Source organism: Kitasatospora sp. NPDC051914 (assembly GCF_040680995.1).
In the GTDB taxonomy this organism is placed as follows: Bacteria; Actinomycetota; Actinomycetes; order Streptomycetales; family Streptomycetaceae; genus Kitasatospora.
In genome coordinates this window covers 62,322-84,680 of record NZ_JBFAXX010000033.1, presented here as the reverse complement: position 1 = coordinate 84,680, position 22,359 = coordinate 62,322, and the positions used below count along the sequence as shown (strand labels likewise).

The following is a 22,359-nucleotide window of genomic DNA, read 5'->3' as shown; positions in this document are numbered from 1 at the left end:
CCGCGGAGGGGCTCGGGGTCAGGGCTGCGCGTCCTGCTCCGGCCCTCCCTGCTCCGGGCCTTCGCCCCGGGCGGCTGCAGCGGGCGTCCGCAGTACGGAGACCACGCCGAGCCCGGCCGCGCAGAGCGGTACGGCCAGCAGGGCGCCCATGATCCCGGCGACGCCGGCCCCGGCCACCACCGCGATCATGATGGTGGCCGGGTGCAGCTCGACGGTGCGGCTCTGGATGAACGGCTGCAGCACGTTGCCCTCGATCGCCTGGACGGCGAGCACCACGCCGAGCACCCACAGGGCCTTGGACAGACCTCCGTCGGCGAGCGCCACCAGGACGGCCACCGTCCCGGAGAGGAAGGCGCCGACGAAGGGGATGTAGGCGCCCATGAAGACGAGGGCGCCCAGCCCCGCGGCCCCCGGGATGCCGAGGATCACCAGGCCGACGGTGATGAACACCGCGTCGATGAGGGCGATCAGGGTGGTGCCGCGCATGAAGCCGGCCATCGCCGCGAAGGCCTGCCGGCCGCAGGCGATCACGGTCTCGGCGGTGCGCGGCGGCAGCCAGGACCGGACGGCGCCGGGAGTGCGGTGCCCGTCCCGCAGGAAGAAGAAGACCAGCGCGAGGGTCAGCACGGCGCCGGTGAGCAGCTGGGTGGCCAGTCCGAGGCCGGAGAGCACGCCGTTGGCCAGCGAGTTGACCATGGAGCTGCCGGAGCCGGAGCTCTGCTCGAGGGCGTACTGGATCTTGGTGCCGATCGGGCCGAGCCAGTCGGCGATCCGGTGGCCGGCCTCGGTGAGGGCGGCGGCGATGTCGGGTGCGCTGTGCACCAGGGAGTTGACCAGCAGGGAGAGGACGCCGCAGACGGCGAGCACCAGGACGGTGCAGGTGAGGCCGGCGGCTGCCCCGCGGCCCATCCCCCGGCGGACCAGCCAGGGCATGACGGGTTCGAGCAGGGAGGTGCCGAGCAGGGCGACGATCACCGGGATGGTGGCCGTCTTCAGGGCGACGGCGGCCCACACCAGCAGGGCGGCCACGGCGACGACCAGGAGGACCGCGGCGGACCAGGCCGCAGCGAGCCGCACCACGGGCGGCAGGGCGGGCGCGGGCCGGTCGTCCTCCTGGGGCTCGGCAGGCATCGCACCTCCGGGTCGACGGTCCGTCCGGTTCGTCCCATATCAGCACACATGGCCCGCCGAGGGGCGCGGGAACTCTGCGCAATTCGAATGCGGGTATCACTACGGAACCGGCCAAGCCGTGATCCGTACGGTGGCCCGCATTCGAATTGCGCAGAGTTCCCGCGCCCCTGGGTGGTTACCCGTGCGCTTCGGCCGACAGCACGACCCGGCCGGTGTCGTGGCCGGCGAAGGCCAGGACGCGGGCGCCCTCGGCCTCGGCGTCCTGGCGTGCGGCGCGGGGCAGCGGCGCGAACGGACGGACCGTCAGCACGCCCTCCTCCGTCTTCCAGCTGCCCGCCACCAGGCCGTCCACCAGGAGGGTTCCGAGCACGATCCCGTTGACCGTCATCACCCGGCTGCGGTACTCCTCCGGCAGCACCCGGGTGCGGTCGGCGTGCGAGAGCAGCAGGTTGTCGAACGGGGCGAGCAGCCGTACCGGCGCGGGCACCGACTCCTCGGGGCGCGGTGCGTCCGGCAGGTCGTACAGGGTACGGCCGTACTCGTCGCGGAGCTTGACCAGGCGGTCGCCGAGCCGGGTCAGCACGGGGCCGAGCCGGGTGAGGCCGGACCACTTCTGCACGTCCGCCGCGGTCGCCGGGCCGAACGCGGCGAGGTAGCGCAGCACCAGGCCGTCCAGGTCGGGTGCCGCCTCCAGCGGACGGCCCAGCCAGTGCTCGGCGGTGGTGTGTGCGGCCGGGCCGCCGCGGCCCCACAGGCCGCGCGGCGGCACCTGGACGAGCGGCAGTGCGCAGCGGGCGGCCTGGGCGAGTGCGGCGGGCTCGCTGGCCGGGTAGGCCGGGGCGAGCAGCGGGCCGAGCTGCTGGAAGGTGCGCGGTTCGGCCTCGACCAGTGGCCTGGCCCGGGCGCCCAGCGCGGCGAGGTCGCCGGCCCGGTCGGTGAGGTCGAGGTCGGGCAGCCGGGCCGCGTAGGTGGTGCGCAGCTGGCGGTCGAGGAGGGGCTGGAGCAGCGGACGGAGCGTCAGGCAGTCCTCGGCGGTGACCAGGTGGATGGTGCCGCGCTGCAGCGCGATCCGGACGGCCTCGCGGCGTTCCAGCAGGCCGGTGAGCTGTTCGGGGCGGAAGTCCTCGATCCGGCCGAGCAGCCCGAGGTAGGGGGGTTCGGGGGCGGCCTGGGCCTGCAGGCCGACCAGGTGGCGGACCATCGCGGCGGCGTCGAGGGTGCTGCGCTCCAGCAGGTGCTGACGGGCCAGCAGGGCGCGGCCGAGGGCCCGGGCGGTCAGCGGGGCGGTCATGCGTCGAGCACCCGGCGCAGCAGGTCGATGCGGTTGCTGGTGAGGGAGTCGACGCCGGCGTCCAGCATCCGGCGCATGGTGCGGCGGAGGTCGACCGTCCAGGTGGAGACCAGGAGTCCGGCGTCGTGGGCGGCACCGACGAGACGGGGCTCGACCATGCCGAACGGCGGGTTGAACCAGTGCGGCCGCAGGTCGTCGAGGAGCGGCCGGCCGGGCAGCCGGGGCTGGCGCCAGGTCAGGGCGAGTTCGGCGTCCGGGTCGAGGGCGCGGACGGCGAGCATGGCGGAGGCGGGCCCGCACCAGGCCACGCGGTGTTCGGCGCCGAGGTCGGCGACGGCGCGGTGGGCGGCGGCGGCCGGGCCGGGCTCGTCCAGGTCGATCATCAGCCGGGTGTGCGGCGATTCGGCGACGGCCTTGAGCGCCTCGGTGAGGGTGGGCACGCGCGGGCCGCCGGGCTCGCCGACCTCGGCGAGGTCGTCGAGGGTGAGCCGGTGCAGCGGACGGGGGTCGCCCCAGAGCCGTTCCAGGGTCGGGTCGTGCAGCAGGACGGGCACACCGTCGCGGGTCAGCCGCACGTCCACCTCGACGGCGTCGGCGCCGGCCGCGACGGCGGACTCGACGGAGCGCAGTGTGTTCTCGCGGTGGCGGTAGGGGTCGCCGCGGTGGGCGACGGCGAGCACGGGCGGGCGGCTCATGGGGGCGGGGCGTCCTTCCTCGGCTTCCTCGGGCGGGGGCGGGTCGGCTCGGCGGGCCTTTGCGGGCGGGGCGGGTCAGCGGCGTTCGACGACCACGTTGGTGGACTTGATGACGGCCGTGGCGGGCGCGCCGGGCACCAGGGCGAGCTCCTCGGCGGACTCCCGGCTGATCAGCGAGACCACCCGGAACGGGCCGGCCTGGATCTCCACCTGGGCGGCGACGTCGCCGAGCACCACGTCGGTGACGATGCCGGGGAAGCGGTTGCGGGCGGAGGAGGGGCGCCCCTCGGCCTCGGCGTTCTCGGGCTTGGCGAGTTCGCGGGCGAAGGCGGCGAGCCGGTCGCCGGGGATGATCCGGTGGCCGTGGTCGTCCCTGGTGGCGGCGAGCCGGCCGGCGTCGACCCAGCGCCGCATGGTGTCGGCGCTGACGCCGAGCATCGCGGCGGCCTCGCCGATGCGGTACGGGTGGACCGGCCGGTCGGGCTGGGCCATGGGGCTCTCCTGGCGTGTGGTTCGGGCGGGGCGCCGGCGCGGGTGCGGGGTGTGCGTGCGGGTGCACCGGAGTGTCCGCGGCCATCCTGCCCTACCCGCTGTGCGGCGGGCCAAGCGGAGGCGCACGTCCGGATGTCAGCCGCCGCCGAAGAGGTCGCGCCGCGCGGCGTCGCCCGCGGTGAGCACGGCCCCGGCGAGGACGGCGCCGCCGCCCGCGGTGCCGGCCCGGACCTCGGTCTGCAGCGGGACCAGCCTCGCGATCTCCCGCTCGACCCGGCTCGCCAGCCGCGACCCGCCGGCCAGGCCGATCTCGCCGCCGAGCACCACGCAGCCGGGGTCGATCACCGCGCAGACGGAGGCGGCGCCGAGCGCGATCCGCCGGGCGTACTCGTCGAGGAAGGCGTCGGCCGCCGTCCCCTCGGCGGCGGCCACCGCACGGAGCACCTCGGCGCCGGGCGGGACGCTCGCCGGGACGGCGGACGCCTCGGGGACGGGCAGGCCGTGCGCGGCGGCGAGCTCGCAGACGGCGGCGGAGGAGACCAGGGTGTGGAAGCCGCCGGAGCCGCAGCCCCCGCTGCCGTCCGGAAGGCCGGAGCCGTGCACCGGCAGGTAGCCGATCTCGCCGGTGCCGCCGGTGGCGCCGCGGCGCAGCCGTCCGTCGAGGACGACGGAGGCGCCGACGCCGTGGCTGAGCCAGATCAGCACGAAGGTGTCGCGGTCGCGGGCGGCGCCGATGCGGTGTTCGGCGATCCCGGCGAGGTTGACCTCGTTGTCGATGAGGACGTCGGTGTGCGGGTCCCCGCGCAGGGCGGTGATGAGGTCGGTGTGCATGCGGGAGAGCGCGCCGGAGTTGCGGTGCTCGCCGGTGGCGGGGTCGAACAGGCCGGGGGCGCCGATGGCGACGGTGTGCAGGCGCTCGGCGCCGGCCTCGCGGACGGCCCCTTCCAGGGCCAGGACCGTCCGGTCGGCGAGGCTGCCGGGGCCCTCGTTGGGGACCTGGGCGGTGGAGCGGGTACGGCCGGTGAGGTCGGCCACCACCAGGTCGACGCCGGTGGTGCGGACGTCGACGCCGGCCAGGAAGGCGCGGTCGGCGACCAGGGCGTAGAGGCGGGCGTTCGGCCCGCGACGCTGCTCGCCGCTCTCGCCGACGACGGCGACCAGGCCGGCGCGCTGCAGGCGTTCGAGCAGGTCGGCGACGGTCGGGCGGGACAGCCCGGTGAGGCCGCGCAGCTCGGTGGCGGTCAGCGGGCCGCCCTCCAGGAGGAGGTCGAGCGCCAGCCGGTCGTTGATGGCCCGAGCGGTGCTGGGCGTCGCCGTGCGCGCGGTGGTCATGGAAGCGCATCCTTCCAGAGGTTTTTATCAGGGTCCCTTCCTGATAGTTTATCGGGCGCATGCTGGACCGAACCGGGAAGGACGATCGCATGGCAACGGTTGAGCACGGCGTACGGCGCGCCAGGGTGGGCATCGCCTTGGTCTTCGCCGTGCACGGGGCGGTGACCGGCACCTTCGCCACCCGCATCCCCTGGATCCAGGACCACCTCCACCTCGGCCCCGGCGAACTCGGCCTCGCCCTGATCGCCCCCGCCGTCGGCTCCTTCCTCGCCATGCCGCTCGCCGGACGGATCGTGCACCGTTACGGCGAGCGCGCCGCCGTCCGCGGCCTGCTGATGGCCTGGACGCTCGCCCTCGCACTGCCCGCCCTCGCCCCCGACCTGGCCGTGCTGTGGCTCGCCCTGTTCGTGTACGGCGCCAGCGCCGGCATGTCCGACGTGGCGATGAACGCCCAGGGCGTCGCCGTCGAGGAACGTCTCGGCCGCTCGGTGATGTCCGGCCTGCACGGCATGTGGTGCGTCGGCGGCCTGGTCGCCTCGGGCTTCGGCGTGCTCGCCGCCCACCGCGGCGTCGACGCCCGGGTGCAGTTCGCCGTCGCCGCCGCCGTCCTCACCACCCTCGCGGTGATCGTCTGCCGGCCGCTGCTGGACGTCCGGCCCGAGCCGGAGCAGGAGGCGCCGCCGCGGTTCGCACTGCCGCCGCGCTCGGCCCTGGTGATCGGCCTGGTCGGCTTCTGCGCGGTCTTCGCCGAGGGCGCCAGCATGGACTGGGGCGGCGTCTACCTGCGGGACGTCACCGGCGCCTCGGCCGGCACCGCGGCCGCCTGCTACTCCGCCTTCGCCGCCACCATGGCCGCCGCCCGGCTGGCCGGCGACACCGTGGTGGAGCGGGTCGGGCCGGTCCGCACCGTCCGGATCGGCGGCGCCGTCGCCACCCTCGGCGGCCTGCTAGTGGTGTTCGGCCGCACCGCCTGGCTCGCCATCCCCGGCTTCGCCCTGATCGGCATCGGCATCGCCGTCGTCGTCCCGCTCGCCTTCGCCGCGGCCGGCAAGTCCGGCGGCAACGCCAGCCAGGCCATCGCCGGCGTCGCCACCGTCACCTACACCTCCGGCCTGATCGCCCCGGCGATCGTCGGCGGCATCGCCCAGGCCACCTCGCTCACCGTCTCCTTCGGCGTGGTCACCCTGCTGGCCTCCGCCCTGATCCCCGGCGCCGGCGCCCTGCGCCGCAGGACCACCGCGGACCGCACCCCGCAGCCCGTCCCCGCCCGCGTCGACTGACCGGGGCGGACGACGGCGGTCGACCCAGGGGCGCGAGGAACTGCGCAATCCGGGGGTGGGTGTCACGACGGCACGGGCCGAGCCCCGATCCGCACGACAACCCGCATCCGAGGTGCGCAGTCCCCGCGCCCCTCATGGGTCGCCCCTGCGCCTTGCAGTGCCGCACCGGCGAATTGGCATGCACGTGGAGAATCCGGCGTGCCATGCTGCCGGGCATGCCGATCCGATACCCCGAGCCCCTGCTCCCCGGCGACCGCGTCGCCGTGACCTCCCCCTCCAGCGGCGTCGACAAGGACCTGCGCGCCAGGCTGGACGTGGCCGTCGAGACCGTCGAGGCGCGCGGCTACGAGGTCGTCGTCGGCCGCTGCATGGACGGCTCCGGGCACGTCAGCGCCCCGGCCGCGGAGCGGGCCGCCGAGCTGACGGAGCTGCTGACCGACCCCGCCGTCAAGGCCGTGGTGCCGCCGTGGGGCGGCGAGACCGCCGTCGACCTGCTGCCGCTGCTCGACTGGGACCGCATCCGCGCGGCCGAGCCGACCTGGCTGGTCGGCTTCTCCGACATGTCGACGATCCTCACCCCGCTCACCCTGCTGACCGGCGTCGCCACCCTGCACGGCAACAACCTGATGGACACGCCCTACCTGGTCCCCGACGGCCTCCACTCCTGGCTGGACCTGGTCGCGATGCCCGGGGGAAGCAGCTTCGCCCAGACCCCGCCCGGCCGGTACCGGGCCGACGGCTGGGTCGACTACCGCACCCACCCGGACGTCCGCGAGCTCGTCCTGGACGCCGCCGGCAGCTGGACCAGGCTGGACGGCGAGGGCGACGTGGACGTCAGCGGCCGGCTGATCGGCGGCTGCATCGAGACCCTGTGCAACGTGGCCGGCACGCCCTACGCCGACGTCCCGGCGTTCGCCCGCGCCCACGCCCCCGAGGGCCTGCTCGTGTACGTGGAGGCCTCCGGCGACGACGCCTACACGATCTGCCGCAACCTGCACGGCATGCGGCTGGCCGGCTTCTTCGACTCCGCCAACGCCGTCCTCGTCGGCCGCACCTCGGCCCCCGACAGCCGCACCCTGACCCAGCACGAGGCCGTCCTGGACGCCCTCGGCCCCCTCGGCATCCCCATCGTCGCCGACGTCGAATGCGGCCACGTCCCGCCCTACCTGCCCCTGGTCAACGGAGCCCTCGCCCGGCTCGTCCACACCCCGACCCACCACGAGCTGGTGCAGACCCTGGCCTGACCCGGGCCGGGGCCCCCTCACACCGTCACGGGCAGTGCGGCCAGGCTGCGGCTGCGCAGCGAACGCCGCAGCGTCCAGGGCCTTCGGTGAAGAAGCGGGCAGCCATCGCAGCATGATCGCAGAGCCGGCGCTCACTCCGTCTCCACCTCCCGTGCTGCGGCGTGCGAGCGCAGGGCGGCGACGAGGGCGGGGTCCGTCAGGCGGGGCAGGTGAGGGCGGGCGGCGGCGAGCAGGTCGCGGGCGGTGCGGGTGGGGGTGCTGTCGGTGAGGAGGGCGAGGCACTCGCGGACGGTGCGGTCGGCGGAGGCGGGGTGATCGAGGTCGGCGCGCAGCAGGGCGGTCTGCAGGGCGTCCAGAGTGCCGCGTGCGCGGGCCTCGTCCAGCAGCCACAGGTAGGCGTCGGCCAGGGCGTCGGCGTCCTGGGGCCGGTCATGCCGCCGCGTGCGGAGGGCGGCGAGCATCCGGCGCCACCACAGTTCTTCGGCGGGCAGTTCGGGCGGCCGGTTCGCCAGCCACCGTCGGCGTCCGTCGGGCGGGGCGGCGGCGAGGTGGTCGGCGGCCTGCTTGAAGGCCTTCACCCGCTCGTGGGCGCCGCGCCGGAGCAGGTGCTCCGGGGTGACGGGCCCGCCGATCCGGTGCACGGTGCCGATCTCCTCGGGTTCGACGCCGTAGCCGCCCCCGATCACCAGCACGGACACGCTCGTGCTCGGCTGCCAGTACTCGCGGCAGCCGGGTGAGGCCGCGGGCAGCTCCACCAGGGGCAGGCCGCGGCGCCCGGCCTCCGCGGCCAGCTCCTCGAACGGCAGCAGCCCGGTGAGCGGTCCGTACCGCTCGACCAGGGCCGGCTCGGTCACGGCCCACTCCGTGTTCGCCCGGTGCAGTTGCAGGCTGTACGCCCAACCGAGCCACGGCCCGGCCGGTCGGTCGCGCTGCCAGCAGAATTCCGCGAGGCCGTGGTCGCGGAACAGCTGCCCGGGCATGGCCGTCTCGCCGTCCGTCCGGCCGAGCGCGGCTTCCACCTGCGCGGGGCTCGACACGTGGTCGAGGCCGAGCACCGTCCCGGTCTCCAGGACGTCCGCGGCCGACTCCAGCAGGCCCATCGCCGCCTCCTCCCCCGTGTGATCACCGGCGATTCCACCGGAGGAGGGCCCGCGCCGGCCACCCGATTTCCGCCTGCGGCACCGCATCGGGCATGCTCGCCGCCATGGACCTCCCCGTGGCCGTGCCCGCGCACCGCAATCCGGTCGGTGCCCATGTGCCCGTCGCGGGCCGCGGGCTGGCCGGGACCGGCCTCGCCTATGCGGCCAGGGTCGGTGCCGAGGCCGTCCAGGTGTTCGTCGCCAACCCGCGCGGCTGGGCGACCCCGCCCGGCAATCCGCAGCAGGACGAGATCTTCCGCACGGCCTGCGCGGAGGCCGGCATCCCGGCGTACGTGCACGCCCCCTATCTGATCAACTTCGGTTCGGAGTCGGCCGACACCCGGGAGCGCTCGGCCGCCTCGCTGCGGCACTCGCTGCACCGGGCGCGGGCGATCGGCGCGCTGGGTGTGGTGGTGCACACCGGCTCGGCGCTCTGCGGGACGCGGGCGCAGGCGCTGGCGCACGTCCGGGCGGGCGTCATGCCGCTGCTCGACGAGCTGGACGCGATGGGCCACCACGCGCCGTGGCTGCTGCTGGAGCCGACCGCCGGCCAGGGCAGCTCGCTCTGCGGGCGGATGGGTGATCTCGCCGACTACGCCGACGTCCTCGACCGCCACCCGCTGCTCGGCGTCTGCCTGGACACCTGCCACGCCTTCGCCGCCGGGCACGACCTCGCCGCCCCCGGCGGCGCCGCCGCCATGATGGCGGAGCTCACCGCGGCGGTCGGCCCCGGCCGGCTGCAGCTCATCCATGCCAACGACTCCGAGGACGTGGTCGGCGCCCGCAAGGACCGGCACGCCAACATCGGCGCCGGCCACATCGGCGCAGCGGCTTTCGCGGAACTCCTCGCCCACCCGGACACCGCCGGCGTGCCGCTGATCATCGAGACGCCCGACGGCCGGCACGACCCGGACCGCGTCGAGGGCGCCCGGCACGCCCGGGACATCGCCCTGCTCAAGGAGCTGCGCGTGCCGGTCGGAGTCCCGGCGTGAGCGCCGCCGGCTCCGCCCGGCTGCGGCTCGTGCTGCTGGTGGTCCTGCTCGCCGCGGCCGCGGGCTCGCTGCTGCTGTGGAGCCCGGCCGCCGCGCTCGGCGGGGGCAGCGGGCCGTGGCGGCTGCCGGTCGCCCTCGCGGTGTACGCGCTGGGCACGCTCGCCTTCGTGCCCAAACCCGCCCTCAATGCCGCGGCCGGCCTGCTGCTCGGTGTGGCGCAGGGCCTGCCGCTGGCGGTCGCCGGGACGACGCTGGGCGCCGCCGGGGCGTTCCTGCTCGGCCGCACCCTCGCCCGCGACGCGCTGCGCCCGCTGGTGAAGGGGCGGGCCGCCACCGCGCTGGACCGCCGCCTCACCGAGCGGGGCTTCCGCAGCGTGCTGCTGCTGCGGCTGATCCCGGGGGTGCCGTTCCAGGCCGCCAACTACGCCTGTGCGCTGTCCGGCGTGCGGGCCGTCCCGTTCCTCGCCGCCACCGCGATCGGCGTGCTGCCGGGGACGGCCGCGTACGTGGTCGCCGGGGCCAGCGCAGGCTCGCCCACCTCGCCGGCCTTCCTGCTGTCGACCGGCGTGATCGTGCTGCTGGCCGCCGGCAGTCTGCTCTCGCTGCGGCGCACCCGCAGGGCCGCCGCAGCGGCCTGACCGGCGGCGGCCGGGCGACCACCCGTGGGCGTGAACACGCCCGATAATCGGTGGCGGGCGTTCCCGACGCTGCATCAGGATGTGCGGCATGACGACGACCGAACGCATCGATCCGCCCCTCGCCGCCGACGAGACCGCCATGCTCCACGCCTGGCTGGACTTCCATCGCGCCACGCTGCTGCTCAAGACCGAGGGCCTGAGCCACGAGCAACTGCGCGAGCGGTCGGTGCCGCCGTCCTCGCTCAGCCTGCTCGGCCTGGTGCGGCACATGGCCGAGGTGGAGCGGCACTGGTTCCTCGCCATCCTGCAGGGCCAGGAGTTCGAGGAGGGCCTCTACTGGTCGAAGGAGGACGAGGACGGCGACTTCAACCAGGTCGACGCCGCGGACGTGGAGGCCGACTTCGCCACCTTCCGCACCCAGGTCGAGCTGGCCCGCGCGGCGGCCGCCGGCCTGCCGCCGGAGACGGTGGGCAAGCGCCTGCGCCGCGGCGAGGAGGTCACGCTGCGCTGGATCCTCCTCCACATGATCGAGGAGTACGCGCGGCACAACGGACACGCCGATCTGATCCGGGAGCGGATCGACGGCGCCACGGGGGACTGACGCCGTTACGGCATCGTTGACGGATCGTCAACTTGCCGACGCACCTCCCCCATATGGTCTACGCGCGGAACCGTCCGACCGCCCGGCGCGTCGCACCGAGTGTCGGGATCACCCGACCAGAGGGCGCGCCACGACCCGGACGGCGGTCACGTGCGGGCACCGAACCGGTGATCAGTGCGATACTCGGACAGTTCCAACAAGTGGATGACGTGTCAAAAAGACACGCCCACCCGGGGGACGCGTTCGGGACGGGAGAGGGAGGCGCGGCAATGGGAGCACTTCGCGACGAGCACCACAACGGGTGGCTGATGCCCTCCGGCAGCTACCCCGCTGCGGTCTACGACGACGGATGGGACACCGAGGACACCCTGCCCTCCGTGCCGGCGCCCGCGGCGAAGATCGTCTCGCTGAAGCCGACCGGCTTCGAGGCGGCCCGCACCGTCGGCGAGCACCTGCGCACCGGCACGCCCGTCGTCATGGACCTCAGCGAGATGGACGACCCCGAGGCCAAGCGCATGGTCGACTTCGCCTCCGGCCTGGTCTTCGGCACCCGCGGCGGCATCGAGCGGATCGCCCGCCGGGTCTTCCTGCTCACCCCGGCCGACGTCGAGGTGACGGTGATCGACCGCCCGCTCGACGACAGCGGCTTCTACAACCAGAGCTGACCCACCCCTTCCCCGACCGGGGGCGGCCTCGCCGTCCCCGGTTTCGTGCTGCCCGGAACCGGATCCCCACTCTCCGCGGCGCGTCTCATCCAAGATGATCAGTATTCTTTTGAGACATCAATGTCTCAGGTGGTCTACACTCGGCTCATGGCTACCGACCGCGACTCCGTCCTCGAGGCAGCCGTCGGCGTGCTCTCGCGCCGCCCCACGGCCCACCTCGACGAGATCGCCCGCGCCGCCGGGATCAGCCGCGCCACGCTGCACCGGATCTTCCCGGGCCGCGAGGCGCTGATCCGCGAGGTCGGCATGCTGAGCCTGCGCAAGTTCTCCGAGGCCTGCGACACCGCACGGATCGAGGAGGGCCCGGCCGACACCGCGCTGCGCCGCCTGGTCGACGCGGTCGTCCCGGACGCCGCCCTGTGCGCCTTCCTCGCCGGCGAGAACCAGCTCTACGACGACCCCGAGATCAACGACCTCTGGGAGACCCACGACGCCCGCGTCCGCGCGCTCTTCCTCCGCGGCCAGCAGCAGGGCGTCTTCCGGATCGAACTCTCGGCCGGCTGGCTCAGCGAAGCCTTCTTCGACCTCGTCGCCGGCGTCGGCTGGGCCGTCCAGGACGGACGGCTCGCCCCCCGCGACGGCGCGTACTCGCTCACCGAGCTCTTCCTCGGCGGAGCCCTCAGGAGATCGGAACCCTCATGACCGGCACCCACGTCCAGGCCCGTGCACAGCACCGCTGGGCCGGCCTGGGCGTCCTCGTCCTCGCCGTCACCCTGGTCGCCCTCGACGCGACCGTGCTCTCCCTCGCCATCCCGTCCATCAGCGGGACGCTCCGCCCGAGCAGCACCCAGCTGCTGTGGATCGGCGACGCCTACTCCTTCGTCCTCGCCGGGCTGCTGGTCAGCATGGGCGCGCTCAGCGACCGGATCGGCCGCAAGCGCCTGCTGCTGCTCGGCTCCACCGCCTTCGGCGCCGCCTCGGTGCTCGCCGCCTACGCCCCGAGCCCAGGCTGGCTGATCCTCGCCCGCGCCCTGCTCGGCGTCGCCGGCGCCACCATCATGCCCTCCACCCTGTCCCTGATCCGCGCGCTCTTCCCGGACGCCCGGGAGCGGGCCACCGCCATCGGCATCTGGGGCGCGGGCGCCACCGCCGGCGCCGCCCTCGGCCCGCTGGTCGGCGGCGTGCTGCTGGAGCACTTCTGGTGGGGCTCGGTCTTCCTGCTCAACCTGCCGGTGCTGGCGCTGCTGCTCGCCCTCGGTGCATGGCTGCTGCCGGAGTCCCGCGACCCGCGGCCGGGCCGCTGGGACGTGGCGAGCGTCGCGCTCTCCATGGCCGGTGTGATCGGCGTGGTCTACGCCGTCAAGGAGGCCGCCGCGCACGGCCCGTTCACGCACTGGAGCATCCCCGCGTCCTTCGCGGTCGGCGCCGCCGCACTCGTCCTCTTCGTCCGCCGCCAGCTGCGGCTGGACACCCCGCTGCTGGACGTCCGGCTCTTCGCCGACCGGCGGTTCACCGCGGCCGTGGTGGCCACCCTGACCTCGCTGATCGGCCTCTCCGGCGTGATCTTCTTCATGTCGCAGTACCTGCAGCTGGTCCGCGGCATGTCGCCGCTGGCCGCCGGCATCGCCGAACTCCCCGCCTTCGCCGGCGCCGTGGCCGGCGGCCTGCTGACCGCCCGGGCCGCCCGCCGGTTCGGCACCCGGGCCACCCTCACGGCCGGCCTGCTCGCCATGGGCGCGGGCATCGCCGTCCTCGGCCTACTGCACCGGGACAGCGCCTACCTGCTGCTGGGCACCTCGTTCCTGGCCGCCGGCACCGCCGAGGGCGTCGTCTACACGCTCGCCTCCGACCTCGTCCTCGGCTCGGCACCGGCCGAGAAGTCCGGAGCGGCCTCGGCCGTCTCCGAGACCGCCTACGAACTCGGCACCGCCCTCGGCATCGCGCTGGTCGGCTCGGCCGTCACCGCCATCTACGCGGGCGCCCTGACCGTCCCCGAAGGGGTGTCCGCCGAGGGCGCCGCCCAGGCCCGGGAGTCGATCGGCGGCGCCGTCGACGTCGCAGCCGCCCTGCCCGGCCCGCTCGGCACCCGGCTCCTGGACGGCGCCGAGCTCGCCTTCGTCCACGGCGTCAACACCGCCGCCTGGCTGGCCGCCGCCCTGCTCCTGACCGCCGCCGCCACCTCCTGGATCCTGCTCCGCACCCGCAGGCCGGCCCGCCGGGAGGAAGGCCACCCGGCCCCGGCCGAAGCCCGGCCGGCGCCCCGCACGCACGAGCCGGTGCACTGACCCAGGACGTGCCGTCGACGCAGTCGGGCCACCCGGGGCGCGGGGAACCCGACTGCGTACGACCCCGGCGTCAGCCGAACTTCGAGCTGCCCACCGGGCCCGCCGAGCGGATGCGGTCCCGGGCCCCGCTCAGCCAGCTGCCGCGGACCTTGGCGGTGAAGGCCGCGAGCAGTTCGTCCGGATCGGCCGGGGTCTCGCCGTCGCCCTCGTCCGGCTCCGGGTCGGCCGCGCAGATCTCCTCGGCCAGCTCCTCGGCCGAACGCCCGTCGGCCGGGGTCCGCTCGGGAGTGCCGTTCTCACCGATCCGCAGGGACGGCTCCCAGGGCGCGACCACGTGCTGCACCAGCAGCGTCGACACGTCGGCGGAGACCGCCGGGGTGTCCGTCCAGCAGGTGGCGTGCTCGAACAGCACCTCGCCCGGGGCGCGTTCGCGCAGCCCGCGGGCGAGGTCCTGGTCGCACTCGTTCAGGTCGTACGCCACCACCAGGGCATCCGGCGTGCCGGGCCGGTAGGGCGCGGCGGGCAGGCCGAGCAACCGGGCGGCGGCGAGGCCGAGCGCGCGGCTGCCGCGGTCGGGCAGCAGGGCGACGCTGCCCGGGCGATGTCCGGCCGCCGTCAGGATCACGCCCAGCCGGTCCAGCCCGCGGCGGCAGGCGTCGAAGCCGTCCCCGTAGTACGCCCACCGGCCGGTCATGCCGGCCTCGAAGCCGTACGGCGAGAGGGTGGCCAGCACTCCCCCGGTCAGCGTGTAGTGCCAGCCGCGGAGGTCGCGGCGGTCGGCCGGGGCGGCGTCCCGGGCACGGTCGAGGGTCCGGCGGACCCGGTCCGCGGCGGGGCGCCAGGTGTCCGAGGGCTCGCCGAGCGCCGCGAACACCCGTGCGGCGGCGTCCGTCCGGCCGTCCATCAGCGCGTTGTGCACCAGCAGGTAGCGGCCCGGCCAGTCGGTCAGCAGGCCGTCGTGCTCGGCCAGCAGCTCCACCGCGGTGGCGTGCCGCTGCTCGTCCTCCAGCGCGACGGCCAGCTCCAGCAGGACCTGCTGCGGCTCTATGCCGCGGCGGGCCGCCCGGCCGAACAGTCCACTGCGGCGCGGCACCAGGGCCAGCCGCAGGGCCTCGCGCAGGGCGGGGACGGCGAGCGCCGACACACCGCGCTCGATGCAGGCGTAGCCGAAGGCGTAGAGCGCCTCGGGCCGGTCGGGCGAGGCCGTGACACCGGCCGCCGCCTCGGTGAGGTCGTCGAAGCCGGTCGCCTCGGCGAGCCGGCCGGTCAGCGGTGCGTACTCGGCGGGTGCGAGCGAGTCGGCGGCGCGGCGGAGCGTACGGATCGCGCCGGGCACATCGCCGGACTCGAACAGCTCCCGGGCCTCGGACAGTTCCTTGTTCATGCTGCTCCTCGGGGTCGACGGGCGGGCACGTCCCGTCCCGCCGGGGTGGGCCTCGCGGCGGGAACGGGGACACGACGGCACGCCGACGGCAGGTCCGACGGCGGGTCGCACGCGGTGCCGGCCACCCTCCGGGGCGGCGGCACGGCGGCGGTCATCGGTGGGGGCGGCAGCCGCCCTTCCGGTCGTGGTCACACATGCGGACGATCATCCCGGCCGGACTCCCCGCCCGGCAATCGGTTATTCCACCGGTCTGCCCGGCCCCTCCTGAGTACTGGATGATGACCGGGTGAAACTCCGTCCGGAACTCCTGCCACCGTCCGTCCCGGCCGAGCGCCTGCGCGAGCTCTCGGCAGCGATCGAGCGGATCGGCGACCTGGTGCTCGGTGGCCGCCGGGCGGAGGCCGCGGCGGCGATCGCCGCCTTCAACGAGCGGACGGGACACACCTACCGGGCCGCCGACTTCGCCGAGTACGAGGGGTGGCGGAGCCTGGAGGAGTTCGCACGGGAGGCCGCCCGCCCGGCCTGGCCCCGGGTGCCGGACCTCACCCGGGACGAGGCGGTGGAGCTCGTCCGGCGTGTCCGAGTCTGCGGGCCGGACACCGAGTACTACCTCCGACTGCTGTCCGCGAGCCTGCCGCATCCGGGCATCGGCGACCTGGTGTTCCATCCGCCCGCCGGGGTCGGCGATTCGGCGGAGGCCGTCGTGGACGCGGCACTGGCGTACCGTCCGATCGCCCTGTGAGCCGCCGCCCGGGCCTCCGTCACCCGGCTTCCACCGTGACGGCCGGGGCGACGCCTGCCCGGGCCACGGACGGGCGGGTGGTGACGGTGAGGAGGACGGAGACCGCGGCGAGGGCGGCCATCGTGGGGCCCGGGGTCAGGTACTGGGCGAGTGCGCCGGCGAGTGCGGCGCCGATGCCCTGCCAGGCCAGGCGGCCCGCGGACTCGACGCCCTGGACCTGTCCCCGGACCTGAGCAGGGGTCAGGGCGAGCAACTGCTCCTGCAGCGGCAGGGTCGCCGCGAAGCCGGTACTGGCGACGAAGACCGCGGCGGCCGCGACGGGCAGCGCGGGGTGGGCCGCGAAGAGGAGGAACGGGACGGCGAGCAGCAGCCGCAGGGCGAAGGCGTGGCGGCGTCGCTGTCCGGCGGTGAGCAGCCGGCCGACCACGAGGTCGCCGAGGAGCATGCCGGCCGATCCGGCGGCCAGCAGCGCGCCGGCGTGGTCCGGGGCCCAGGTGATGAACAGGGCCTCGCAGCCGACGACCAGGCCGTTGGGGACCCACAGGTTGACCAGCAGTACCCGCCGCGCGGGGTCGGCGAGGAGTGCGGTGTTGGTGGTCCACGTCGTGCGGAGTCCGGGGCGGCGGGTCGGACGGATCGGGCGCTCGCGGACGGTCGCCGCCGTGACCGCCGCGCCGAGCCCGGTGAGGGCGGCGGCGAGGAGGAAGAGGCCCTGCGGCTCCAGGGAGCGCAGCAGCAGGGCGCCGGCGGCGAAGCCGAGGATCGCCGTGACGCCCGAGGTGATGTTCATCAGCGACCGCGCGGGCGCGTACGCGGAGGACGGCACGGTCTCGGCGAGCAGCCCCATCCGGGTGCCCGTGCCGAGGGACTGGAGGAGTCCCAGCACCAGGAGCAGGCCGAACCTGGCCGCCAGCGGCAGTCCGGGGGCCGCCTGGAGTGCCGCGCCGGCCGCCGCTGCGCCCTGGAGTGCGACCAGGGTGCGGCGGGGCCGGGCGCCGTCCGCGAGCGACATCAGCGTGAGGGCACCGAGCACCGTGGCGAAGGTGGCGCCGTACATGCTCACGGCGGTCAGGAACGGGGAGCCGGTGCGGTGCTGGACGAGCGTGCCGAGTGCGAGGCCCGACAGGGTGCTTGCGGCGACGGTGAGGGTGAAGCCGGTGCAGAGCCCGGCGAATTGGCGGTTGCGGAGCAGGGCGCGGTAGCCGGGGGTGGTGGGCGGGAGGGTTGCAGGGGTGTCGGTGGGCATGAAAAAAGCCTCCGAACGCATCCACTGGGTGCGCCGAAGGCAACGGGAGCATTCTAGCAGGCGGCGCCCGAGTTCCGGGACGGCCTGCCACCCGCGGCCCTCCCGCATGACCGGGCGTCAGCCGTTCGGGCCCGACCGCCGTACTGGCGGCCGGTCAGCCCTCCTCGCCGGCCTCCCAGAGGTCGGCGAAGAGCTGGTCGAGCCGGTCGTCGCCGATCGGGGGTTCGGGGAGCGGATGGGCGGCGGGAGTGCGGAAGCCGTCCAGCAGCAGGGCGAGGTAGCGCCGCCACAGGCCCGGACGGAGGCCCGAGGCGGCGGGCACGGCGCGGCAGAGCGGGCCGAGCAGGAAGAGCAGGTCCATCGGGACGACGTCGCGCCGCATGGTGCCCTGTTCCTGGGCCCGGGCGACCAGGGTGCCGACGGTCTCCGCATTGCGGCGGCTCATCTCGGCGAGCACCGGGACGCTCGGGATGGCCATCGTGACCAGGTCGTTGAAGCCGGGATTGGCGTCGACGAGGTCGAAGATCCGGGTGAAGTAGCCCTCGATCGCCGTCCAGGCGTCCTCGACCGCCAGGGCCTCGTCGCCCGCCTCCACGAGGACGGCGGCCGCCGACCGGAAGACCTCGCCGAGCAGGTCCCCGCGGGTCGGGAAGTTCCGGTAGAGCGTGGCGTTGCCGACGCCGGCGCGGCGGGCGATGACGTCGAGCGGGGCGTCGAGGCCGAGTTCGGCGAAGACATCGGCGGCGGCTGCGACCAGTGCCTCGCGATTGCGCCGCGCGTCCCTCCGCTGCGGCGCCGGCCGCCCTGCGTCTGCCATGCGCACCACCCTAACAAGCAGAAACGGGGAGCACTCCCCGTTACTGCTATGGTGTGACCGCCAAGCGGGGAACACTCCCCGTTTAAGCGCCGGACCACGCCCGCTCGCCCACGGGGAGACGCCATGACCCACCCTCAGACCACCGACCGGCGCGGCGCCATCGGGGCACCCGGCCGGGCGCAGCGCGCCACGGACTGGGCGGACGGCCGCCTCGGGCTCTACGCCCTCGCCCGGTCGAACATCCGCAAGGTGTTCCCGGACCACTGGTCGTTCATGCTCGGCGAGATATGCCTCTACAGCTTCGTCGTGATCCTCCTGACGGGGGTGTACCTGACGCTGTTCTTCGAGCCGAGCATGGCCGAGACGGTCTACCGGGGCCCGTACGCTCCGCTGCAGGGCGTCCGGATGTCGGAGGCGTACGCCTCCGCCCTGGACATCAGCTTCGAGGTGCGCGGCGGCCTGTTGATCCGTCAGATCCACCACTGGGCGGCACTGGTGTTCGTCGCCGCGATGTTCGTCCACATGATGCGGGTGTTCTTCACCGGCGCCTTCCGCAAGCCGCGCGAGATCAACTGGCTGTTCGGCTTCCTGCTGCTGGCCCTCGGCATGTTCGACGGCTTCTTCGGCTACTCGCTGCCGGACGACCTGCTGTCCGGCACCGGCGTCCGCTTCATGGAGGGCGCGGTCCTCGCCGTCCCGCTGGCCGGCACGTACCTGCAGATGTTCCTGTTCGGCGGGGAGTTCCCGGGGACGGACGTCGTGCCGCGGTTCTTCACCCTCCACGTGCTGCTGATCCCCGGCATCATGCTGGCGCTGCTGGTGGCACACCTGATCCTGGTCTTCCACCACAAGCACACCCAGTGGGCCGGGCCCGGCCGCACCGAGCAAAACGTCGTCGGCATGCCGCTGATGCCGGTCTACCTGGCCAAGGCCGGCGGGTTCTTCTTCCTGGTGCTCGGCGTCATCGCCGCCGTCTCCGCGATCGCCACCGTCAACCCGATCTGGGCGTACGGCCCGTACCGCCCCGACCAGGTGTCCACCGACGCCCAGCCCGACTGGTACATGGGCTTTGCCGAGGGCCTGATCCGCATCATGCCCGGCCGGGAGATCGGTCTGTGGGGGCACACGCTCAACCCGGGCGTCCTCGTCCCGCTGCTGGGCCTGCCCGTGGTGCTCGGCGCGATCGCCGCGTACCCGTTCCTCGAGGGCTGGATCACCCGCGACCGGCGCGAGCGCCACCTGCTGGACCGGCCGCGCAACGCCCCGGTCCGCACCGCCCTCGGCGCCGCCTGGATCAGCCTCTACCTGGTCCTGCTGGCCGGTGGCGGCAACGACCTCATCGCCACCCACCTCCACCTGTCGCTGAACACCATCACCTACGCGGTGCGGGTCGGCGTCCTCGTGGTGCCGGTCGCGGTCTTCGCCGTCACCCGCCGCTGGTGCCTCGGGCTGCAGCGCCGCGACCGGGACAAGGTGCTGCACGGCCGGGAGACCGGCATCGTCGTACGGCTGCCGCACGGCGAGTACACCGAGTCGCACACCCCGCTGACGCCCGCCGAACGCCACCGGCTCACCGCCCACCACCAGCACCGGCCGGCCGAACTCCCGCCCCGCACCGACGCCGACGGCCTCCCCCGCCGGGCCGGCGCACCCGCCCGGCTCCGCACCGCCCTCTCCCGCAGCTGGTACGGGCCCGGCGGCCAGATCACCAAGCCCACCGCCGAGGAGTACCGCGAGATCGCCGGGCACTGAGCCTGCGACACGCAGCGACGAAGGGGGAACGATGAGCCACCCGCCCGACCGCCTCGCCGACGCCAGGCGCCTCCTGCTCACCACCTTCGGCCCGGACGGCACCACCGCCACCGCCGCCACCTGGGTCGTCCCGGACGGCCCCGCCCTCGGCATCTGGGCACCCGTCGACTCCGACGCCGTCCGCCAGGTCCGCCGCAGGTCCCACGTGCTGGTCGCCGTCTGCGACCCGTACGGCCGCCCGGCCGGCCTGCGGCTGCCCGCCCGCGCAGTGCTCTGCGACCCCGACCGCACCGCCCGCTACCGCAGCTCCCTGATCGACAAGTACGGCCTCACCGCCGTGCTCGCCCTCACCCGCAGCCGCCTCCGGGTCGGCCTCGCCGGCACCGTCGGCATCCGCATCACCCTCGCCGACCCCACCCCGCTCCCCCACAGCCGCCCCTGGTTGCCGCAGACGTGGCACAGCCCCAACTAGGTCGTCCTCGTCGCCGACCCCTGTGCGGGGAAGACCCTGACCACTGACCTGCCCGACGGCACCACCCTGCGCACGAGGGGAAGCACAGAACAAGCATGCCCTCTTGGCAAAACGCTCCACATCAGGGTTGGGTCAAGTTGACGGCCGGGCCAAGTCGCGGTACAGCCGCTCCAGTTGCGCGATCTTCACTGAGCCGCGTTCGGTTTGGCCGATCAGTTCCCGGTTCGCCCGCCGGTCGTCGGCGGTCAGCGGCTGTGCATGTGTCAGCGCGTCGGCCAGTGTGGCTTCCAGCGGGTCGTGGAGCGGGTCCGTGAGCAGGCCGTCCGCTGCCAGTTCGCGGTAGGGCGCGATGTCGGAGAGCAGCAGGCGGCAGCCGGCAGCCGCCGCTTCCAGGACCGATGAACTGCGTTGGTCGCTCCGGGGTACCGAGATCGCGAAGTGGCTTGCGCGCATCAGGCCGAACATCTCGGCGTGACTGAGCGGCTGTTCGATCAGAATGGCCCGGCCGGCCTGTTCTGCCATGCGCTTACGCACCCTCGCGAGGTAGTGGTGCTGTGCGCGTCTGGCTTCGGCGTCGGCGGGCCGGTGACCGGCGAGCACCACGAGGAAGAGGTCGGACCGGACGCGGGCGGCGCGGGTGAAGGCCGCCGCGATCTCGTGCGTTCGGTAGACCTCGGCCGTGCTGCGGATTGACAGGGCGACCGTGGCACCTGCTGGAATGCCGTACCTGGCGCGAACCGGTCCCGGGCCGGTGTCGTTCTGGGCGTCCAGCAGTGCGTCTGGTACTCCCCAGGACAGGGTCGTGATCCGGGCTCGGGGGATGCGGTACCGGCGCTCCACGTGCCGGGCGACCTCGTGGGAGGTCGGCACGACCCGGGCGGCCCTGCGAAGGGCCAGCCAGGCCACGAGCGTCCGGCCGGGATGCCGGTTCGCTGCGCGGAGTTCGGAACCCCAGGGAGTGATCAGGCGCGGTGCGGTCCGTGCGGGTAGTGCGAGGGACATCGCGCCGTGGATGCCGAGGGAGTGCACGTGGATGACGTCCGGACGCGCCCTGCGCGCCTCGCGGCGCAACCAGCCGACCGCGCGCACCGCCCGCCACGGCCACCATGATCCGGCCGCGGGTGCCGTCGCGACTCGCCAGCCGGCGGGACGGGGACCCGGATCGTGCCAGCTGCACACGGACACCGTGTGCCCGCGCGCGACCAGATCGTCGGCCCAGCGGCGTGTGTGCGCCGAGGCGGCCGGCGCGAGCAGGAGGATGCGCAGCGGTGCGGTCGGCGCGGGGCCGCCACCGGGGCGCTGCCGGCCTCGGTCAGGATCCGGCACGGTACTCCCTCAGTACGAAGCGGCCTTTGCCCATTGCGGCCCGTAGCCGTCCGGCCGGGCTGCGGGTGTAGCGATCCCAGCGCGCTGCCACGGTCAGCCATTGCGGGTCGGCGAGCACCCTTCCGGCGGCGGTCAGCAGCGCGGCGTGCAGGCAGTGGTAGGCGAGAGTGGCGGGCGCACTGTGTCGGAGGTCGTATCTCGTCCAGTACCCCAGGTCGAAGTCGGTCAGCGAGTCGCGGAGCCGGTCGGCCATCGGTTGGTGGGCGTGGCGGTGCTGGGCCCGGCCGAGTTCGAGGAGGCCGAAGAGCGCGAAGACGGCGCCGTTGAGAATGTGGCTGGCCGGGTCCGACGGACACTCCTCGGGGAACGGGCGGCCCTGCCGGTCGTAGTCCGCGCAGCCACCGTCGGCCAGCGGCCGGAGCATCAGCTCTGTCGCGCCCTCACTCGCGTCGAGGAGGGAGCGCTCGCCGGTGACCGCGTGCGCGCGTAGCAGCACGGATACCGCCAGGCCTTGGGCCATTGCGGAGTACCACCCGGGGCGCACCCCGTATCGGGGTACCGGTACCGGGTAGCGCCAGCCGCCGTTGCCGTCCTGTGCGGCCCGCAACCAGGCGGCCTGGGTCAGCAGCGGCTGGAGGGCCGGGGACCGGTCGGCGGGGGACCGGTCGGCGGCGAGTGCGCCGGTGTGCCGGCCGAGCGCGTACAGGCTGATCGAGACGGGGTTGCGGTACGTATCGCCGGTCGCGGTGCGCGTCACGACCAAGCCCTCGTGGTCGAGCAGGGATCCGGCGGTCATCGGCCTCAGGTCGAGCGGGTACCTGTCCGGCAAGCCCGG

General features: G+C 74.6%; 22 protein-coding genes. 11 read left to right on the top strand and 11 right to left on the bottom strand.

Features of this window, described 5'->3' with window-relative positions:
• Positions 1-18: 18 nt before the first annotated feature.
• The 5 genes from AB0M03_RS22270 to AB0M03_RS22250 form a co-directional block, all read right to left on the bottom strand.
• A complete protein-coding gene (locus AB0M03_RS22270; RefSeq protein ID WP_363493463.1) occupies positions 19-1,131 on the bottom strand; it encodes an AI-2E family transporter in 1,113 nt (370 codons plus the stop codon).
• A gap of 175 nt (positions 1,132-1,306) precedes the next feature.
• A complete protein-coding gene (locus tag AB0M03_RS22265) occupies positions 1,307-2,422 on the bottom strand; it encodes a winged helix DNA-binding domain-containing protein (protein WP_363493461.1) in 1,116 nt (371 codons plus the stop codon).
• Complete coding sequence (locus AB0M03_RS22260; protein ID WP_363493459.1) at positions 2,419-3,117, bottom strand: glycerophosphodiester phosphodiesterase; 699 nt, start codon at positions 3,115-3,117, stop codon at positions 2,419-2,421. Before AB0M03_RS22260 ends, AB0M03_RS22265 begins: the two co-directional genes overlap by 4 nt.
• Before the next feature lie 75 nt (positions 3,118-3,192).
• The gene (locus AB0M03_RS22255) at positions 3,193-3,609 is read right to left on the bottom strand and encodes a TOBE domain-containing protein (protein WP_363493457.1); all 417 of its coding nucleotides are present in this window, start codon (positions 3,607-3,609) and stop codon (positions 3,193-3,195) included.
• A gap of 135 nt (positions 3,610-3,744) precedes the next feature.
• On the bottom strand, positions 3,745-4,941 hold the full coding sequence (locus AB0M03_RS22250; RefSeq protein ID WP_363493455.1) for an ROK family transcriptional regulator: 1,197 nt from the start codon (positions 4,939-4,941) through the stop codon (positions 3,745-3,747).
• A gap of 89 nt (positions 4,942-5,030) precedes the next feature.
• Between AB0M03_RS22250 and AB0M03_RS22245 the strand changes: the two genes are divergently transcribed.
• Complete coding sequence (locus tag AB0M03_RS22245) at positions 5,031-6,221, top strand: MFS transporter (protein WP_363493453.1); 1,191 nt, start codon at positions 5,031-5,033, stop codon at positions 6,219-6,221.
• 215 nt (positions 6,222-6,436) lie between these two features.
• Positions 6,437-7,465 (top strand): S66 peptidase family protein, encoded by a 1,029-nt coding sequence (locus AB0M03_RS22240; protein WP_363493451.1) that lies wholly within the window; start codon positions 6,437-6,439, stop codon positions 7,463-7,465.
• 131 nt (positions 7,466-7,596) lie between these two features.
• Here AB0M03_RS22240 and AB0M03_RS22235 read toward each other — a convergent pair whose 3' ends face one another.
• Positions 7,597-8,565: a hypothetical protein gene (locus tag AB0M03_RS22235; RefSeq protein ID WP_363493449.1), complete on the bottom strand. Its 969-nt coding sequence runs from the start codon at positions 8,563-8,565 to the stop codon at positions 7,597-7,599.
• Positions 8,566-8,669: 104 nt separating this feature from the next.
• Here AB0M03_RS22235 and AB0M03_RS22230 point away from each other — a divergent pair, with 104 nt between their 5' ends.
• The 6 genes from AB0M03_RS22230 (at position 8,670) to AB0M03_RS22205 (ending at position 13,785) form a co-directional block, all read left to right on the top strand.
• A complete protein-coding gene (locus AB0M03_RS22230) occupies positions 8,670-9,596 on the top strand; it encodes a deoxyribonuclease IV (protein WP_363493447.1) in 927 nt (308 codons plus the stop codon).
• Positions 9,593-10,234 (top strand): VTT domain-containing protein, encoded by a 642-nt coding sequence (locus AB0M03_RS22225; protein WP_363493445.1) that lies wholly within the window; start codon positions 9,593-9,595, stop codon positions 10,232-10,234. Before AB0M03_RS22230 ends, AB0M03_RS22225 begins: the two co-directional genes overlap by 4 nt.
• A gap of 88 nt (positions 10,235-10,322) precedes the next feature.
• The gene (locus AB0M03_RS22220) at positions 10,323-10,835 is read left to right on the top strand and encodes a DinB family protein (RefSeq protein ID WP_363493443.1); all 513 of its coding nucleotides are present in this window, start codon (positions 10,323-10,325) and stop codon (positions 10,833-10,835) included.
• Between the two features lie 269 nt (positions 10,836-11,104).
• Positions 11,105-11,500 (top strand): cell division protein SepF, encoded by a 396-nt coding sequence (gene sepF / locus AB0M03_RS22215; RefSeq protein ID WP_363493441.1) that lies wholly within the window; start codon positions 11,105-11,107, stop codon positions 11,498-11,500.
• 147 nt (positions 11,501-11,647) lie between these two features.
• The gene (locus tag AB0M03_RS22210; protein ID WP_363493439.1) at positions 11,648-12,202 is read left to right on the top strand and encodes a helix-turn-helix domain-containing protein; all 555 of its coding nucleotides are present in this window, start codon (positions 11,648-11,650) and stop codon (positions 12,200-12,202) included.
• On the top strand, positions 12,199-13,785 hold the full coding sequence (locus AB0M03_RS22205; RefSeq protein WP_363493438.1) for an MFS transporter: 1,587 nt from the start codon (positions 12,199-12,201) through the stop codon (positions 13,783-13,785). Before AB0M03_RS22210 ends, AB0M03_RS22205 begins: the two co-directional genes overlap by 4 nt.
• 70 nt (positions 13,786-13,855) lie before the next feature.
• Here AB0M03_RS22205 and AB0M03_RS22200 read toward each other — a convergent pair whose 3' ends face one another.
• Positions 13,856-15,169 carry a hypothetical protein gene (locus AB0M03_RS22200; protein ID WP_363493436.1) on the bottom strand — a complete coding sequence of 438 codons (1,314 nt, stop codon included), beginning with the start codon at positions 15,167-15,169 and terminating at the stop codon, positions 13,856-13,858.
• 286 nt (positions 15,170-15,455) lie between these two features.
• On the opposite strand from AB0M03_RS22200, the gene AB0M03_RS22195 reads away from it, so the two are divergent.
• Positions 15,456-15,911: a hypothetical protein gene (locus tag AB0M03_RS22195; RefSeq protein ID WP_363493434.1), complete on the top strand. Its 456-nt coding sequence runs from the start codon at positions 15,456-15,458 to the stop codon at positions 15,909-15,911.
• Between the two features lie 19 nt (positions 15,912-15,930).
• Here the strand turns inward: AB0M03_RS22195 and AB0M03_RS22190 are convergent, their stop codons facing one another.
• Both AB0M03_RS22190 and AB0M03_RS22185 read right to left on the bottom strand, forming a co-directional pair.
• Positions 15,931-17,157 (bottom strand): MFS transporter, encoded by a 1,227-nt coding sequence (locus tag AB0M03_RS22190; protein ID WP_363493432.1) that lies wholly within the window; start codon positions 17,155-17,157, stop codon positions 15,931-15,933.
• A 154-nt stretch (positions 17,158-17,311) separates the two neighbouring features.
• Positions 17,312-17,974 (bottom strand): TetR/AcrR family transcriptional regulator, encoded by a 663-nt coding sequence (locus AB0M03_RS22185; RefSeq protein ID WP_363493430.1) that lies wholly within the window; start codon positions 17,972-17,974, stop codon positions 17,312-17,314.
• A 123-nt stretch (positions 17,975-18,097) separates the two neighbouring features.
• Here AB0M03_RS22185 and AB0M03_RS22180 point away from each other — a divergent pair, with 123 nt between their 5' ends.
• Complete coding sequence (locus AB0M03_RS22180) at positions 18,098-19,726, top strand: ubiquinol-cytochrome c reductase cytochrome b subunit (protein WP_363493428.1); 1,629 nt, start codon at positions 18,098-18,100, stop codon at positions 19,724-19,726.
• 31 nt (positions 19,727-19,757) lie between these two features.
• On the top strand, positions 19,758-20,198 hold the full coding sequence (locus AB0M03_RS22175) for a PPOX class F420-dependent oxidoreductase (protein WP_363493426.1): 441 nt from the start codon (positions 19,758-19,760) through the stop codon (positions 20,196-20,198).
• A 132-nt stretch (positions 20,199-20,330) separates the two neighbouring features.
• On the opposite strand, the gene AB0M03_RS22170 is transcribed toward AB0M03_RS22175, so the two are convergent.
• Both AB0M03_RS22170 and AB0M03_RS22165 read right to left on the bottom strand, forming a co-directional pair.
• Entirely contained in the window at positions 20,331-21,524 is a 1,194-nt protein-coding gene (locus AB0M03_RS22170; RefSeq protein ID WP_363493424.1) for a glycosyltransferase family 4 protein, read from the bottom strand.
• Positions 21,511-22,320 (bottom strand): D-glucuronyl C5-epimerase family protein, encoded by an 810-nt coding sequence (locus tag AB0M03_RS22165; protein ID WP_363493422.1) that lies wholly within the window; start codon positions 22,318-22,320, stop codon positions 21,511-21,513. Before AB0M03_RS22165 ends, AB0M03_RS22170 begins: the two co-directional genes overlap by 14 nt.
• Positions 22,321-22,359: the final 39 nt, after the last annotated feature.

Excerpts from the sequence above, each read along its gene's own strand:
- AB0M03_RS22180 (WP_363493428.1), top strand. The coding sequence starts at position 18,098 with ATGACCCACCCTCAGACCACCGACCGGCGCGGCGCCATCGGGGCACCC.
- AB0M03_RS22220 (WP_363493443.1), top strand. The coding sequence starts at position 10,323 with ATGACGACGACCGAACGCATCGATCCGCCCCTCGCCGCCGACGAGACC.
- AB0M03_RS22205 (WP_363493438.1), top strand. The coding sequence starts at position 12,199 with ATGACCGGCACCCACGTCCAGGCCCGTGCACAGCACCGCTGGGCCGGC.
- AB0M03_RS22260 (WP_363493459.1), bottom strand. The coding sequence starts at position 3,117 with ATGAGCCGCCCGCCCGTGCTCGCCGTCGCCCACCGCGGCGACCCCTAC.
- AB0M03_RS22230 (WP_363493447.1), top strand. The coding sequence starts at position 8,670 with ATGGACCTCCCCGTGGCCGTGCCCGCGCACCGCAATCCGGTCGGTGCC.
- sepF (WP_363493441.1), top strand. The coding sequence starts at position 11,105 with ATGGGAGCACTTCGCGACGAGCACCACAACGGGTGGCTGATGCCCTCC.
- AB0M03_RS22190 (WP_363493432.1), bottom strand. The coding sequence starts at position 17,157 with ATGCCCACCGACACCCCTGCAACCCTCCCGCCCACCACCCCCGGCTAC.
- AB0M03_RS22210 (WP_363493439.1), top strand. The coding sequence starts at position 11,648 with ATGGCTACCGACCGCGACTCCGTCCTCGAGGCAGCCGTCGGCGTGCTC.
- AB0M03_RS22165 (WP_363493422.1), bottom strand. The coding sequence starts at position 22,320 with ATGACCGCCGGATCCCTGCTCGACCACGAGGGCTTGGTCGTGACGCGC.
- AB0M03_RS22255 (WP_363493457.1), bottom strand. The coding sequence starts at position 3,609 with ATGGCCCAGCCCGACCGGCCGGTCCACCCGTACCGCATCGGCGAGGCC.
- AB0M03_RS22270 (WP_363493463.1), bottom strand. The coding sequence starts at position 1,131 with ATGCCTGCCGAGCCCCAGGAGGACGACCGGCCCGCGCCCGCCCTGCCG.
- AB0M03_RS22235 (WP_363493449.1), bottom strand. The coding sequence starts at position 8,565 with ATGGGCCTGCTGGAGTCGGCCGCGGACGTCCTGGAGACCGGGACGGTG.
- AB0M03_RS22250 (WP_363493455.1), bottom strand. The coding sequence starts at position 4,941 with ATGACCACCGCGCGCACGGCGACGCCCAGCACCGCTCGGGCCATCAAC.
- AB0M03_RS22265 (WP_363493461.1), bottom strand. The coding sequence starts at position 2,422 with ATGACCGCCCCGCTGACCGCCCGGGCCCTCGGCCGCGCCCTGCTGGCC.
- AB0M03_RS22185 (WP_363493430.1), bottom strand. The coding sequence starts at position 17,974 with ATGGCAGACGCAGGGCGGCCGGCGCCGCAGCGGAGGGACGCGCGGCGC.
- AB0M03_RS22200 (WP_363493436.1), bottom strand. The coding sequence starts at position 15,169 with ATGAACAAGGAACTGTCCGAGGCCCGGGAGCTGTTCGAGTCCGGCGAT.
- AB0M03_RS22175 (WP_363493426.1), top strand. The coding sequence starts at position 19,758 with ATGAGCCACCCGCCCGACCGCCTCGCCGACGCCAGGCGCCTCCTGCTC.
- AB0M03_RS22240 (WP_363493451.1), top strand. The coding sequence starts at position 6,437 with ATGCCGATCCGATACCCCGAGCCCCTGCTCCCCGGCGACCGCGTCGCC.
- AB0M03_RS22245 (WP_363493453.1), top strand. The coding sequence starts at position 5,031 with ATGGCAACGGTTGAGCACGGCGTACGGCGCGCCAGGGTGGGCATCGCC.